13 protein-coding genes are annotated in these 12,827 nt (G+C 68.1%); 10 read left to right on the top strand and 3 right to left on the bottom strand.

The window, feature by feature from the left end; genetic code table 11:
• Positions 1–205: 205 nt before the first annotated feature.
• Positions 206–604, bottom strand: coding sequence for a GNAT family protein (locus Q0R23_RS08675; RefSeq protein ID WP_366520407.1), 399 nt, complete (start codon positions 602–604; stop codon positions 206–208).
• Positions 605–699: 95 nt separating this feature from the next.
• Between Q0R23_RS08675 and Q0R23_RS08670 the strand changes: the two genes are divergently transcribed.
• Positions 700–1,341: a hypothetical protein gene (locus tag Q0R23_RS08670; protein WP_293912133.1), complete on the top strand. Its 642-nt coding sequence runs from the start codon at positions 700–702 to the stop codon at positions 1,339–1,341.
• Between the two features lie 217 nt (positions 1,342–1,558).
• Here Q0R23_RS08670 and Q0R23_RS08665 read toward each other — a convergent pair whose 3' ends face one another.
• Positions 1,559–1,735, bottom strand: coding sequence for a hypothetical protein (locus Q0R23_RS08665; RefSeq protein ID WP_293912131.1), 177 nt, complete (start codon positions 1,733–1,735; stop codon positions 1,559–1,561).
• A 208-nt stretch (positions 1,736–1,943) separates the two neighbouring features.
• On the opposite strand from Q0R23_RS08665, the gene Q0R23_RS08660 reads away from it, so the two are divergent.
• The 8 genes from Q0R23_RS08660 (at position 1,944) to Q0R23_RS08625 (ending at position 10,537) form a co-directional block, all read left to right on the top strand.
• Positions 1,944–2,600 (top strand): hypothetical protein, encoded by a 657-nt coding sequence (locus tag Q0R23_RS08660; RefSeq protein WP_293912130.1) that lies wholly within the window; start codon positions 1,944–1,946, stop codon positions 2,598–2,600.
• A 64-nt stretch (positions 2,601–2,664) separates the two neighbouring features.
• Positions 2,665–3,972, top strand: a complete 1,308-nt coding sequence (gene purB / locus Q0R23_RS08655) for an adenylosuccinate lyase (protein ID WP_293912128.1) — start codon at positions 2,665–2,667, stop codon at positions 3,970–3,972.
• Between the two features lie 81 nt (positions 3,973–4,053).
• Complete coding sequence (locus Q0R23_RS08650; RefSeq protein WP_293912126.1) at positions 4,054–5,019, top strand: NAD(P)-dependent oxidoreductase; 966 nt, start codon at positions 4,054–4,056, stop codon at positions 5,017–5,019.
• A gap of 26 nt (positions 5,020–5,045) precedes the next feature.
• Positions 5,046–5,918, top strand: a complete 873-nt coding sequence (locus tag Q0R23_RS08645; protein ID WP_293912125.1) for an MBL fold metallo-hydrolase — start codon at positions 5,046–5,048, stop codon at positions 5,916–5,918.
• Entirely contained in the window at positions 5,911–7,218 is a 1,308-nt protein-coding gene (locus Q0R23_RS08640; protein ID WP_293912124.1) for a F390 synthetase-related protein, read from the top strand. The genes Q0R23_RS08645 and Q0R23_RS08640 overlap by 8 nt, the downstream gene beginning before the upstream one ends.
• Before the next feature lie 70 nt (positions 7,219–7,288).
• A complete protein-coding gene (locus tag Q0R23_RS08635; RefSeq protein ID WP_293912122.1) occupies positions 7,289–8,299 on the top strand; it encodes a 3-oxoacyl-[acyl-carrier-protein] synthase III C-terminal domain-containing protein in 1,011 nt (336 codons plus the stop codon).
• 566 nt (positions 8,300–8,865) lie between these two features.
• Entirely contained in the window at positions 8,866–9,960 is a 1,095-nt protein-coding gene (locus Q0R23_RS08630) for a glycosyltransferase family A protein (protein ID WP_293912120.1), read from the top strand.
• 34 nt (positions 9,961–9,994) lie between these two features.
• Positions 9,995–10,537, top strand: coding sequence for a DUF1572 family protein (locus tag Q0R23_RS08625; RefSeq protein WP_293912119.1), 543 nt, complete (start codon positions 9,995–9,997; stop codon positions 10,535–10,537).
• On the opposite strand, the gene Q0R23_RS08620 is transcribed toward Q0R23_RS08625, so the two are convergent.
• Positions 10,502–10,915, bottom strand: coding sequence for a hypothetical protein (locus tag Q0R23_RS08620; RefSeq protein WP_293912117.1), 414 nt, complete (start codon positions 10,913–10,915; stop codon positions 10,502–10,504). The genes Q0R23_RS08625 and Q0R23_RS08620 overlap by 36 nt on opposite strands.
• 303 nt (positions 10,916–11,218) lie before the next feature.
• On the opposite strand from Q0R23_RS08620, the gene aroA reads away from it, so the two are divergent.
• Positions 11,219–12,577, top strand: a complete 1,359-nt coding sequence (aroA, locus tag Q0R23_RS08615) for a 3-phosphoshikimate 1-carboxyvinyltransferase (protein WP_293912116.1) — start codon at positions 11,219–11,221, stop codon at positions 12,575–12,577.
• The last annotated feature ends 250 nt before the right edge of the window (positions 12,578–12,827 follow it).

Below are 12,827 nucleotides of genomic sequence, written 5' to 3'. Positions count from 1 at the left end.
TCTCCTGCGGAGCTTTGCAAGTCCGCCTGGGCACGCCTGCCCGCTCCGCTCGGTAAACCTAAAGCTTGACAAGGAAATACTTAGAGCAGTACTCCGAATTACGCCACGGGGAAAACAACCTCCCCGCGCCTCCATTCTGCGCCTTGCTCAGTCAAAACTACTCGCTCCGCTCGGTCATAAAAAGGGTCTTTTTATGACATCTGCTCTAGTGGCGCAGCGTGCCCTCGCGCACGGCGCCGAGTCTGGTCATGGCCCGCAGACTGCGCTCGTTGCGCTCGTCCACCTTGAAGTGAACGCGGCCCGCGCCCAGCACCTCAAACGCCCGCGTCAGCAAGAGCAGCTTGGCCTCCGGGTTGGCCGCCGTGCCGAAGTAGGGCGGCGTCAGCATCGTTCCGATTTCCAGCCAGCCGTCGGTGGGCCGGACCTCGCTGTAGCTGATGCGCCCCGCCACCTGACCGCTGAGCAGCACGGCGAAGTTGGCGCGGCGGGCTATCGCCGGGGCGTGGGCCGCGCTGAGGGCTTCCAGGCGCACCAGGCGGCCCACCAGGCTGGGTGTCTGTGTCCAGCGCAACAACTCGTCGGCGGGCAACTCGGCGGCGGGCACGACCTCAGCTTACCCTGGGCAGCTCACTCTGGGCAGCTCACTTTTGGCGCCGGATATAAGCAGAACGGCTGCCGGGCCATGCCAGAATGCGCCTCATGCCTGCCCCCACCCCGCCCACCGCTCCCGCCGGTCCGGTCAACCCCTGGCAGCGCATCTGGACCGCTCCGGGGCTGACCCTGACCAACATGCTCCAGTTCGGTCAGGGTGACGCCTGGGCCATGCCGCTGCTGTTCGCCGGGGGGCTGCTGCCATTTCTGGCGCCGCAGGTCCGCGAGCTGCTGGCGCTGCGGTTGCCACCCGGAACTAACGTGCTGAACGTCGCCCTGGTCGTGGGCGCGGTGGTGGGGGCCTTGCAGGCGCTGGTGTGGCCGCTGGGTCTGCTGGGCGCCGGGCGGGTGCTGGGCGGCGCAGGCACGCTGCGCGGTGTCCGCCTGGCCGCCGCCTGGAGCAGCCTGCCCCTGCTGCTCTCCTACGTGCTGGCCCCGCTCGGCGCCGACAGCGCTTCCGCCCTGGCCGCGCTGTACGGCGCCCTGAGCCTGGTGCTGACCGGCTGGAGCCTGCTGCTTTTGGTGCAGTCGTTGGCGGTGGCCCAGCGCCTGAGCCCTGGCCGGGCGGTGGGCAGCGTGCTCCTCGGTTTTCTGCTGTTCGCGTCGGCTCTGTTTGCAACCTGTTTCGTGGCGGCGCTGGTGCTGGTGCTCCTGGGTGTCACGCCGGAGCAGATGCCCAGGCTGCCCTGAGTGTTCGTGTCGGACTTGCTGCTGGCGGTTGGGTTGCGTTGCCTGGGCTTTGGCACGTTGCCACTGCGTCTGCCCGCTCCGTTCATGACGAGTGCTTGCAGAGGGCTTGCACAGGGAAGTGAGCGCCGCTCATGCCCCTCCATCTTTCCCCACTCCCAACCTCCCCACAACCCGCCTGCCCCACAAGCCACAAGCCACGCGCCACAAGCCCCCCCCTTCAGTCCCTCAACTGCCGCAGCAACCAGAACCCGAAGGCGTCGATGCCCAGCATCCAGGCCAGGGTGCTCAGGCCGTGCCAGTCGCCGTGTCCCAGGGCGAAGATCAGGCTGATGACGGCGCCGACGTTGAACAGGGCCAGCATGGCGATCAACAGGCCCAGGCTGCGGTTGTTCACGGGTTCGGCTCCCAGGCCGCTCGGACGCTCAGATCGGGGTCGGCGCGGAGGTCGCAGTTAGGCGGCGTCATATGAAACAAGTCTAACAAGTTAAACGAGTCTAATGAAGTAAGTCTAAAGCTTGATGAGCCCGGAGCAGGTGAGGGGTGAGCGCTCCGGCGAAAGGCGCCGTCATCTGCGCGTGACCTGCATCCGTCAGACTATGGGCATGTCTGTCGTCCGCCTGATCGCCCTGGCCCTGCTGCTGTTGCCGCTGACTGGCTGCGCCCTGCTCACCGGCAACGGAGTGCTGCCGGAACGCGGCCCCCTTACCCTGACGCTCCGCGCCGGTCCGGTGGGCACGGACACCTCAGCCGCCAAGCTGCTGCGCACGGGGCTGGTGCCGCCCGAAAAGCTGGTCAGTATTCCTGAAGCGCTCAGGCTGGCGCCGGAGGGCAGCGTGCTGGTCGCCTGCTGGCGCGATGTTCAGGCCGTCAATTTCTGGGGGCTGTGCTCGCATGTGGCCCGTCAACTGGAGCCGGGCGTCATGGCCGATCAGCCGGGGCTGACCAAGCTGGCCGGGCGCCGCCCCACCGCCTCGCTGCTGTCCCGCTACGCCGTCATCGTGCTCGACGTGGGCGTGCGGCCCGCGCAGTTCGCGGCGCTGGAAGCCGAGGTCGACCGCCTGGGGCCGCAGCTCTACAGCTTCAGCGGCGCCCCCGGCACCAGCTACTGTTCGGATTACCAAAACGAGTTGCAGCGTGCCCTGAAGTTGCCGGACGTGATTCCCTTCGACCCGGCCTGGAACGCCCTGCTGCCCGGCGACGCCCTCAAGATGCCGAGCGCCAGGCTGCTGTACGTGGGTCTGAACGAGGCGTCGAAGTAGGAGGTGGAGCGGCGGTTCTAGCGTTGCCTTTTCCGGTTTGTGGCGAATGCTCTAGGGTAGGCCCATGATCGACCGCTACCTGACCCCCGATATGAAGACCTTATGGAGCGAGGCCAACAAGTACCGCGCCTGGCTCCGGGTCGAGTTGAGCGCCATGCAGGCCCAGGCGCAGCTCGGCGAGGTGCCCGCCGCCGCCCACGCCGACCTGGTGGAGCGCTCCGGCGCCGATCCGCTCGACGAGGCCTTTGCCGAACGGGTGGCCGAGATCGAGGCGCTCACCCGGCACGACATCGTGGCCTTTACCACCGCGCTGAGCGAGCGCTACGGCGACTCGGCGCGCTTCGTGCATCACGGCCTGACCAGCACCGATGTGGTGGACACTGCCCAGAACCTGCTGCTGAACGAGGCGCTGGGCACCGTCATGGCCGACGCGGCGGCGCTGCGGGAGGTCTGCCGCGCCCAGGCGGTGAGCTACAAGCACACGCCGACCATTGGCCGCACCCACGGCATCCACGCCGAGCCGATGACCTTCGGGCTGAAATTCCTGAACTGGATGGCCACCCTGGACCGCGATCTGGAGCGCCTGGGCGCGGCCATAAAGCGGGTGCGGGTGGTGATGCTCTCCGGGTCGGTGGGCACCTACGCGCACGTCAGCCCCGAAGTCGAGGTCAGGGTGGCCGCCGCCTGGGGCTGGGAAGTCGCGCCGGTCACCAATCAGACGCTGGCCCGCGACCGCCACGCCGAGGTGCTCTCAGCCCTGGCCATCTACGGCACCACCCTGGAGAAGATTTCAGTCGAGATTCGCCACCTGCAACGCTCCGAGGTCCGCGAGGCGATGGAGCCGTTTAGCAAGGGCCAGAAGGGCAGCAGCTCGATGCCGCACAAGAAAAACCCGATCCTGACCGAGAACGTCACCGGCATGGCCCGGCTGCTGCGCGGCTACCTGGTGACCGGCCTGGAAAACGTGGCCCTCTGGCACGAGCGCGACATCAGCCATTCCAGCGCCGAGCGGGTCATCTTGCCCGACGCGACCAGCATCGCCAGCTACGCCACCCGCCGCCTGACCGGCGTGCTCCGTGACCTGGTGGTCTACCCGGAGCGGATGCTGGCCAACCTGCACAGCCTGGGCGGCCTGGTGTTCAGCCAGCGCGTGCTGCACCTGCTGATCGACGAGAAAGGTATGGCGCGGGAAGACGCCTACGCCGTCGTGCAGCGCCACAGCCTGCGGGCCTGGGAAACCGGTGAGGGCCTGCGCGAGCTGCTGGCTGCCGATCCGGAAAACCCGCTCAGCAGCGCCGAACTCGACTCGGCCTTCGATCTGGCCTGGTATCTGCGCCACGTGGACGACGTGTACCGGCGCTTCGGGTTGTAGCCGGGCAGAGCGGCAATCCAGCCTTCGGGCGTTGCCGGGCCGCTCGCCACACTATCCTGCGTTTATGCACCTTCTGGGCTTATGCACATTCTGGTGACGGGCGCCACCGGTTTCCTGGGCGGCGCGGCGGCGCGGGAGCTGCTGCGCTGCGGCCACCGGATCACCGGCACCGGGCGCAACCCCGAACTGGGCGCGGCGCTGGAAAGGGACGGCGTGCGCTTCCAGGCTGCCGATCTGAGGAGTGGCCCGGCAGACCTGCTGACCGGCACAGACGCCGTGCTGCACTGCGCGGCCCGCTCGACGCTGTGGGGTTCCTGGGCGGAGTTTCGCGCCGACAACATCGAGGTCAGCGCTCAGCTTGCCCGCGCCTGTGCCCGGCAGGGCGTGCGGCTGGTGCATATCAGCACGCCCAGCGTCTACAACGCCACGGGCCTGAGCGATCAGGTGCCGGAATCGGCCACTGAATCGGCAAGCTTTGGGCGGCACTTCGACAGCCGCTACGCCCGCAGCAAATTTCTGGCCGAGCTGGAGGTCCGGCTGGCGCTGCCGGGCACTGCCGTGTTGCGCCCACGCGGCATCTACGGCCCCGGCGACACCAGCATCATGCCCCGGCTGGCGCGGGCCTTGCGGGCCGGGCGGCTGCCCAGGCTGAGCCGCAGCGAGGTCTACACCGAGCTGACCGACGTGCGCAACGTCATCCAGGCGGCCCGGCGGGCGCTGGAAGGCCAGGCGAGCGGCGTGTTCAATGTCACCGACGGCGTGAGCATTCCCATCTGGGCCACGCTGGACCGCCTGGCCGACGCGCTGGGGGTGGCCCGCCCGACGCGCCTCGTGCCCGCCAAGCTGCTCGAAGGCGCCGCCGCGCTGCTCGAAGGCATTTACCGCCTGCGCCCCGGCCAGCCCGAACCGCCCGTGACCGCCAGCGCCGTCCGGTTGCTGACCCGGCCCATGACGCTCGATCTGCGCCGCGCCCGCAGCCAGTTGGGTTATCAGCCGACCATTCATCCGCGAGACGGGCTGGACGCCGTATTCGCGGCCCTGAAATGACGGCTGCACGTTCTGAACAAACTGCCGTGCGGGTCGTTCCCCTGGCGGCGGGCGAGTGCCTGAACGTCGCGGCGCTGACCGAGCGCGGCGCGGCCTGGCGGGTGCGGGCTTACCCAGCGGGCTTTGCGCTGCTGCTCCACCCCAGGCGCGGCCCGCTGCTGCTGGACACCGGCTACAGCCCAGGCGTGGTGGCCCTGATGCGCCGCTGGCCGGGGCTGCTCTACGGCCTGGTCACGCCCGTGCGGCTGGCCCCGGCTCAGACGGCGCTGGCGCAGCTCGCCCGGCTGGGCATCGTGGCCGCTGACGTCGGGCACGTTATCGTCTCGCACCTGCACGCCGATCACGTCGGGGCGCTGCGGGACTTTCCAGCCGCGACGTTCCATCTCGATCAGGCCGCCTCGGCGCCGCTGCTGAGATTGCGCGGCCTCAGCGCCGTGCGGCGGGCCTTTTTGCCGGAATTGCTGCCGCCAGATTTTACCTCCAGAAGCCGGGCGCTGGACTTTCGGGCGGCGCCGCCCGGTTTTGGACCGTTCGAGGAAGTGGCCGACGTGTTCGGTGACGCCAGCATCTTCGCCCTGAAGGTGCCCGGCCACGCGCCCGGTATGCTGGCGCTGGTCGTCAGAACCGAGCTGGGCGCCGAGCTGACCGGCGATGGCCGGGGACTGACCCTGCTCGCCAGCGACGCGGCCTGGAGCGCCGGAGCGCTGCGGCGCGGCGGCGAGGTGCATCCGCTGGCCCGCCTGGCCTTCTGGGACGCCGGGGAGGAGCGTTCGAGCCGCCGGAAGCTGCGCCGCTGGCTGGAGGCTCATCCGCTGGCCCGCGTGATCGTCAGCCATGATGTTCCGGAAGCAGCCATGCCTGAGCCGGAATCGCCTGAACCGGAACGACCCGGTGTTTGAGCGCCTGAGCGTCTTGCGCCACGCGCTCGGCGAGAGCCGCCTGATGTTCACGGACCGCGCCGCGCTGGAGCGCCACCAGGGGCGGCTGGCGGCCCGGCATCTGCGCTGGGTGGCGGCCCACAGCGCCGATGTGGCCCGGCGACTGCGTGAGGCGAAGCTGACACCCGGCGAGTGGCGACACCTGCCCCCCACCGACAAGGCGGGAATGATGGAGCACTTCGCTCAGCTCAACACCGTGGGGCTCACGCTCGCTCAGGTGCTGGCGGTGGCCCGCCGCGCCGAGGACACCCGCGATTTTTCGCCCACCATCCGCACCCGTTCAGGCGAGGTCACGGTGGGGCTGTCGAGCGGCACCAGCGGCGCCCAGGGGGCGTTTCTGGTCAGCCGGGCCGAGCGGCTGGCCTGGGCCGGGGTGACGTTGCGCCATCTGCTGCCGAACTGGCCGGGGGGGTTGCTGACCCGGCAGCGCGTCGCCTTCGTGCTGAGGGCCGAGGGTCAGCTTTACCGCAGCGTGGCCAGCTCGCGGCTGCACTTCCGGTTTCTGGATCTGCTGCGCCCGCTGCCGGAGCTGGCCGCCGAACTCAGCTCGTACAACCCGACGCTGCTGATCGGCCCACCGAGCGTGCTGCGTGCCCTGCTGGACGCCGGAGCGCTGGCCTCGCCCGTACAGGTGGTCAGCGTGGCGGAGGTGCTCGAAGACGCCGATAAGCTGGCACTGAGCACCGGATTCGGTCCCGTGGTGCAGGTCTACCAGGCCACCGAGGGCCTGCTGGGGCTGCCCTGCGCCCACGGCCAGCTTCATCTCAACGAGGCGCACGTCCACTTCGACTTCGAGGACGTGGGCGGCGGGTACGTCCGGCCCGTGCTGACCGATCTGCGCCGCCGCGCCCAGCCGATGATCCGTCACCGCCTAAACGACCTGTTGCGGCTGGGAGACGCCTGCCCGTGTGGCCTGGCGGCGCGGCGCATCGAGTCGGTGGCCGGGCGCCAGGACGAGGCGCTGAGTCTGCCGTCTGTGTCGGGAGGGCGCGTCACGGTCTGGCCGGATTTCGTGCGGGGGGCGCTGAACCGGGTGGCCGGGCTGCGCGAGTACCGGGCCGAGCAGACCGCCGAGCGCACGGTGCAGCTTCAGCTCGAACCCGACGCCCCGGCGATCAGGGCGACGGCGACGGAGGCGGTGCAGGCGGCTTTGCAACGGCTTGGCGTGACCGAAACCGAGCTGAGCTGCGGCCCGCTGGAGGCTGCCGTACCGGGTGCCAAGCGCCAGCGGGTGCGCCAGCGCTGGACGCCGGACTGCTGACCAACACACTCCTGACCAACACACTCCTGACAGACTGTCATTCTCACCGCGTTTGGGTGCAGAATGAGCCATGACCCTGACCGCGCCGTTGCCGTTTCGCATCCTGTCCACGGCCCAGGCGCTGCCCCGGCGGGTGGTCACCGCCGCCGAGGTCGCCGCGCTGTGCGGTGTGGACCCGCATATAGCCTTAACCCGTAGCGGCGTGCAGCAGCGGCACTGGCTCAGTGAAGGTGAAACGGCCCTGGCACTGGGCGCTCAGGCGGCCCGGCAGGTGGTGGCCCAGGCCGGACTGAGCTTGAGCGACATCGACGTGCTGCTCAACGCCAGCGGCAGTCAGCTCCAGCCGATTCCCGACGGCGCCGCGCTGCTCGCCCGCGAGTTGGGTCTGAGCGGCCTGAGCGCCTACAGCCTCCACGGCACCTGCCTGAGCTTTTTGCTGGCCGTGCGTCACGCCGCGCTGCTGATCGCCAGTGCTCAGGCCCGGCATGTCCTGATCGTCAGCACCGAGTCGGGCAGTCTGGGCCTGAATTTCGCTCAGGCCGAGAGCAGCCTGCTGATCGGTGACGGCGCCGCCGCCGCGCTGCTGGGGCCAGCCCAGACTGGTTCAGTGCGGCAGTCCGGCCAGGGCCTGCACGCCGCCCGCTTCGAGACCTATCCGGAGGGCGCCGAGCACACCCGCATCCGCGCCGGGGGCAGCCTGCTCAACAACCGCAGCCCTGGGGTCACCGACGTGGATTATCTGTTCGACATGCAGGGACTGGGCGTGCTCAAACTGGCCAGCCGGGTCGTGCCGGGCTTTCTGGAACGCCTGCGCCCCGGCCTCAGCACAGGTCTGCCGGGCATCGACCGGGTGGTGCCGCACCAGGCCAGTCAGGCGGGTCTCTCACTGATGAGCCGCTACGGCTGGCCGGAAGACAAAATCGAGGTGACCCTGCCGTATCTGGGCAACGTCATCGCTGCCAGTCTGCCGCTGACCTTGCACCAGGCGCTCAGCGAGGGGCGAGCCAGGCCGGGCGACACCGTGCTGCTGGTCGGCACCGGGGCCGGGCTGACGGCGGGCGGGCTGATCGTCAGACTCTGACGTGGGCGGGTCTGCGTCTTTGCTGGGCTGGATGGGCGGGTTGGCGGTTGGGTTGCTTGGGCCTCAGCTCGTTGCCAATGCGCCTGGGCACGCCACTCCTCCCCCTGGGGACGCCTGCCCGCTGGCCGCTCCGTTCACGACGACAGTCCGTTCTGCCTGATAAGACCTTTCACCTCTCGTAATGAGCTGACGTGTCGATAGAACCCTGGAGGGAGTTAGCGCTGCGCTAGGCATGGTACTTCCCAGCTCGTCCCACACGCACTATTCTTCGCCGCATTCTCTACATTGTTGCCGCTTTCGTGGGGTGCCCCTGCTCCGCACCTGCCCATAACGGACTGCGCTGGAATATGCTGATCGACTTCAGCGAAAAACAGCGTCTGAGCGCACGTTGTCGGCCCCTCTACCTCTGGGAGAGGGAGGGAGCCGCGAAGCGGCGGAAGGGTGAGGGCAAGTGGGAGAAGCTCATGCCCTCCCTCCCTTCCCACAGACCACGCGCCACGCGCCTTCCTTCCATGAGTAACGTTTCAGGCCCTCTTCGCGCACTCGCCGCCCTAGACTGCACTCCGATGAGTCGCCTGCCGCCTGCCCGACACCTCAAGCGGGCGTACTTGATTGCGGGGGCCTCGTTTTTCGCCGTCAAGGGCGTGATTTTGCTGGTCAATGCGCTGACGTTTCCGCGTCTGAAGGCGCAGGCGTTGCCACCTCGGCGCCCCCGCGTCTCGCTGCTGATTCCGGCCCGTGACGAGGCGGCAAACCTGGCGCGGACGCTGCCCGGTATGCTGGCCCAGGGCGCCGACGAACTGCTGATTCTCGACGACGGCAGCACCGACGGCACCGCCGAGGTGGCCCGTGAGCTGGGCGCCACGGTCATCACGGGCGAAGTCCTACCCGACGGCTGGTACGGTAAACCCTGGGCCTGTCAGCAACTGGGGCGGGCGGCGGGCGGCGACATCCTGGTGTTCACCGACGCCGATGTCCTGTGGCATCCCGGTGCGCTGGGCGCCGTGCTGCACGAATTAGAAGAGAAGAGGGCCGATCTGCTGAGCGTGCTGCCCCGGCCTGAACAACTGAGTCTGGGCGCCCGTTTTCTGACGCCGCTGGTCGACGCGGTGGTGCTGTGCTACCTGCCCTACCCGATGGTGAGCTGGCCCCAACCCAGCCTGAGCACCGGCAACGGCCAACTGATGGCCTTTCGCCGCGCCGCCTTCGAGCGGGCGGGCGGCTACAGCGGCGTGCGCAACCAGATTCTGGAAGACACCCAGTTTGCCCGCCGTCTCAAGAAGCAGGGCGGGCGCCTGACCCTGGCGCTGGGATCGGGCAGCGTCGGCGTGACCATGTACGGCAATTACCCGCAGTCGGTGGCCGGTTTCGGCAAGAATTCGCTGGCCATCCACCTGCACTCGCGGCCCCTGCTCATCCTCTCGATGGTCTGGCACCTGCTGTTCTACACCCTGCCCTGGCTGATTCCGGCGCCGCTGTGGCTGCGAGTGGCCGGGCTGCTGGAGCGCACGCTGGTCAATCTGGTCACAGGGCGCCGCCGACCCGCAGACCTGGCCGAAGGGCTGCTCTCACCGATCACGCCGCTGCTGGCGCTGCCCGCCTACCGCCGCGCCCTGGGCAGGGAGGTGAGCTGGAAGGGCCGGACGTACCCGCAGAAATAGCCAGAAATAGCAGTGCTGAGAAGTAAACTGGCTTATGAGCCTGGGAGAACTGTATCTGAACGATGTGCGCAATCGGATGCGCGGTGTCCGGGCGCTGGGTGAGGCGGCCCTGGCGCAACTGCCGGAAGCTGACTGGAGCACAGTCCTGTCTGTTGACGGCAATTCTGTCGCCATCCTGATTCAGCACCTGAGCGGCAACATGCACTCGCGCTGGGGCGAACTGCAACGCGGCTACCGTGAGGGGCTGGACGGTGAAACGAAGGGCCGTAACCGTGACACCGAATTCGAGGACCGCACTATGAGCGCCGTCGAGCTGATGACCGTCTGGAACGCGGGCTGGACTGTTTTTTTAGGCGCACTCGACCATGCTGTGCCCGCCGATCTGACCCGGACCCTGACCATCCGGGGCGAGGCGCATACCGTGCTGGAGGCGGTTCAGCGGCAGGTGGCGCACTACAGCGGGCACGTCTACCAGCTTATTTTCCTGGTGCGGACCCTGCGCGGCGCGGGGTGGCACACCCTGTCGATTGCGCGGGGCAGCTCAGCGGCCTTCAACGAGAAGATGCGTCAGCGCTGAGCAGTCCGGGGTTGACCTTCCGGAACAGACCTTCCGGAACAGACCTCGCTCTGGCCCGGTCTGGACGCTGTTGAGCGCCTGCTCCAGCGACTCCACGATCTCGGCCAGGTCGACGGCGAAGTGAGCGCCCTGACCCTGCTCAGCGGCGGCCTTCCAGTTGTCGTAGCCGGATTCGTAATCGGGGAGGTCAGCGTGCTCATCGTCCAGCACGCTCAGGCAGCGGCGCAGGGCTGTTTCGCTGACGGGGGTGTGGCCCAGTGAGGTCGAGAATCCTTCACGGGCGTGCGGGTTTTTCAGGGCCAGGCCGTCCAGGGCGACGTGGACGACGCTTTCGCCGCGCCAGTCCTCCAGCTTGAGGATCATTAGAGCAGATGTCATAAAAAGACCCTTTTTATGACCGAGCGGAGCGAGTAGTTTTAACTGAGCAGGACGCAGAATGGAGGCGCGGGGAGGCTGTTTTCCCCATGGCGTAATTCGGAGTACTGCTCTAGGCGTGAGCTTTCCTCGCCGGAGCGGGTGCGGTACTGCCAGCGCTGGCCGGGAACGAGTCGAGTGGTCACCTTGGACATCAGACCCAGAGTGTAGCGGCCCGGCCTGGATAATGCCTGGATACTATGGGGTAGCCGGGCCGATACAGACAGCCGGAATGTCTGGCCGCTCCAGGCGTAGTAGCGTAGCGGCATGACCACTGCCGCCCCTCGTCCGGTCCACCCCGACGGCATGCCCGACACCTTCGACGTGGTGGTGCAGCCTGCCTCCGAGTTGCGCGGCAGCCTGCGTGCCCAGCCGAGCAAGAACTACACCACCCGCTACCTGCTGGCGGCGGCCTTGTCGGAGGGCGAGGTGCGCGTGATCGGCGTGGCGACCAGCGAGGACGCGGGCGCCATGCTGCGCTGCCTGGCCGACTGGGGCGCGGGCGTGGAACTTATTGGTGAGGACGCCGTGATCCGGGGCTTCGGGGCGCGTCCCAGAGCGGGCGTGACGCTCAACCCCGGCAACGCGGGCGCGGTGGCCCGCTTCCTGATGGGCGTCTCGGTGCTGACCGAGGGCACCACCTTCCTCACCGACTACCCCGACTCGCTGGGTAAGCGGCCCCAGGGCGATCTGCTGGAAGCCCTGGAGCGGCTGGGCGCCCGCGTGAGCAGCGACGCCGGACGGCTGCCCATCAGCATCAGCGGGCCAGTGCGGGGCGGCACCGTTGACAATAAACTGGAAGTCAGCGCCGGGAAGTCGAGCCAGTACGCCTCGGCGCTGATGTTCCTGGCGCCGCTGCTGCCCGGTGGGCTGGAACTCCGGCTGAGCGGCGACATCAAAAGTCGCGCCCCGCTGCGCCAGACGCTGGACACGCTGGCGGCGTTTGGCGTGAAGGCCACGGCCAGCGCGGACCTGAGCCGCATCGACATTCCCGGCGCTCAGACCTACTCGGCGGGCCGGGTCACGGTGCCGGGCGACTACCCCGGCTCGGCGGCGATATTGGCGGCGGCGGCCCTATTGCCCGGCGAGGTCCGGCTCAGCAACCTGCGCGAACACGACCTCCAGGGTGAGCGGGAGGCGGTCAGCGTGCTGCGCCAGATGGGCGCCGACATACAGCGGGCCGGAGACGTGCTGACCGTGCGCGGCGGACGGCCCCTGAACGCCGTGACCCGCGACGGCGACGGCTTTACCGACGCGGTGCAGGCGCTGAGTGCCGCCGCCGCCAGCGCTTCGGGGACGACCACCTGGGAGAATGTGCTGACCCTGCGCCTCAAGGAGTGTGACCGCATCTCGGACACCCGCCGCGAGCTGGAAAAACTCGGCCTGTACGTCACCGAGACGGGTGACAGCCTGAGCATCAGCGGAGCGCCCAGTATCGCGGGCGGCGTCACGGTGGACGGGCAGGGCGACCACCGCATGATTATGCTGCTGACCCTGATCGGGATGCGGGCGCAGTCCCCGATTCGGATTACCGGCGCCCACCATATCCGCAAGAGCTACCCGCAGTTTTTCCGCCACCTGGAAACGCTGGGCGCGAGCTTCGAGTACGTCCCCACCGAACCGTAAAACCGAACAGTAAAAGGGCCGTCGAGACAAGGCGCTCGTTTTCCATGCAGTCGAACGGGATTCAGTACAGTAATCGGGTTGTTGTGAGTGTAGTCGAGGACCGTGGAGCTAAACGGCGAGATCCTAGAACAGTACTCCGAATTACGCCACGGGGAAAACAGCCTCCCCGCGCCTCCATTCTGCGTCCTGCTCAGTTAAAACTACTCGCTCCGCTCGGTCATAAAAAGGGTCTTTTTATGACATCTGCTCT

Origin of the sequence: Deinococcus sp., assembly GCF_025362455.1 — a bacterium.
GTDB lineage: Bacteria > Deinococcota > Deinococci > Deinococcales > Deinococcaceae > Deinococcus.
This window is presented reverse-complemented; position numbering and strand designations above follow the sequence as displayed.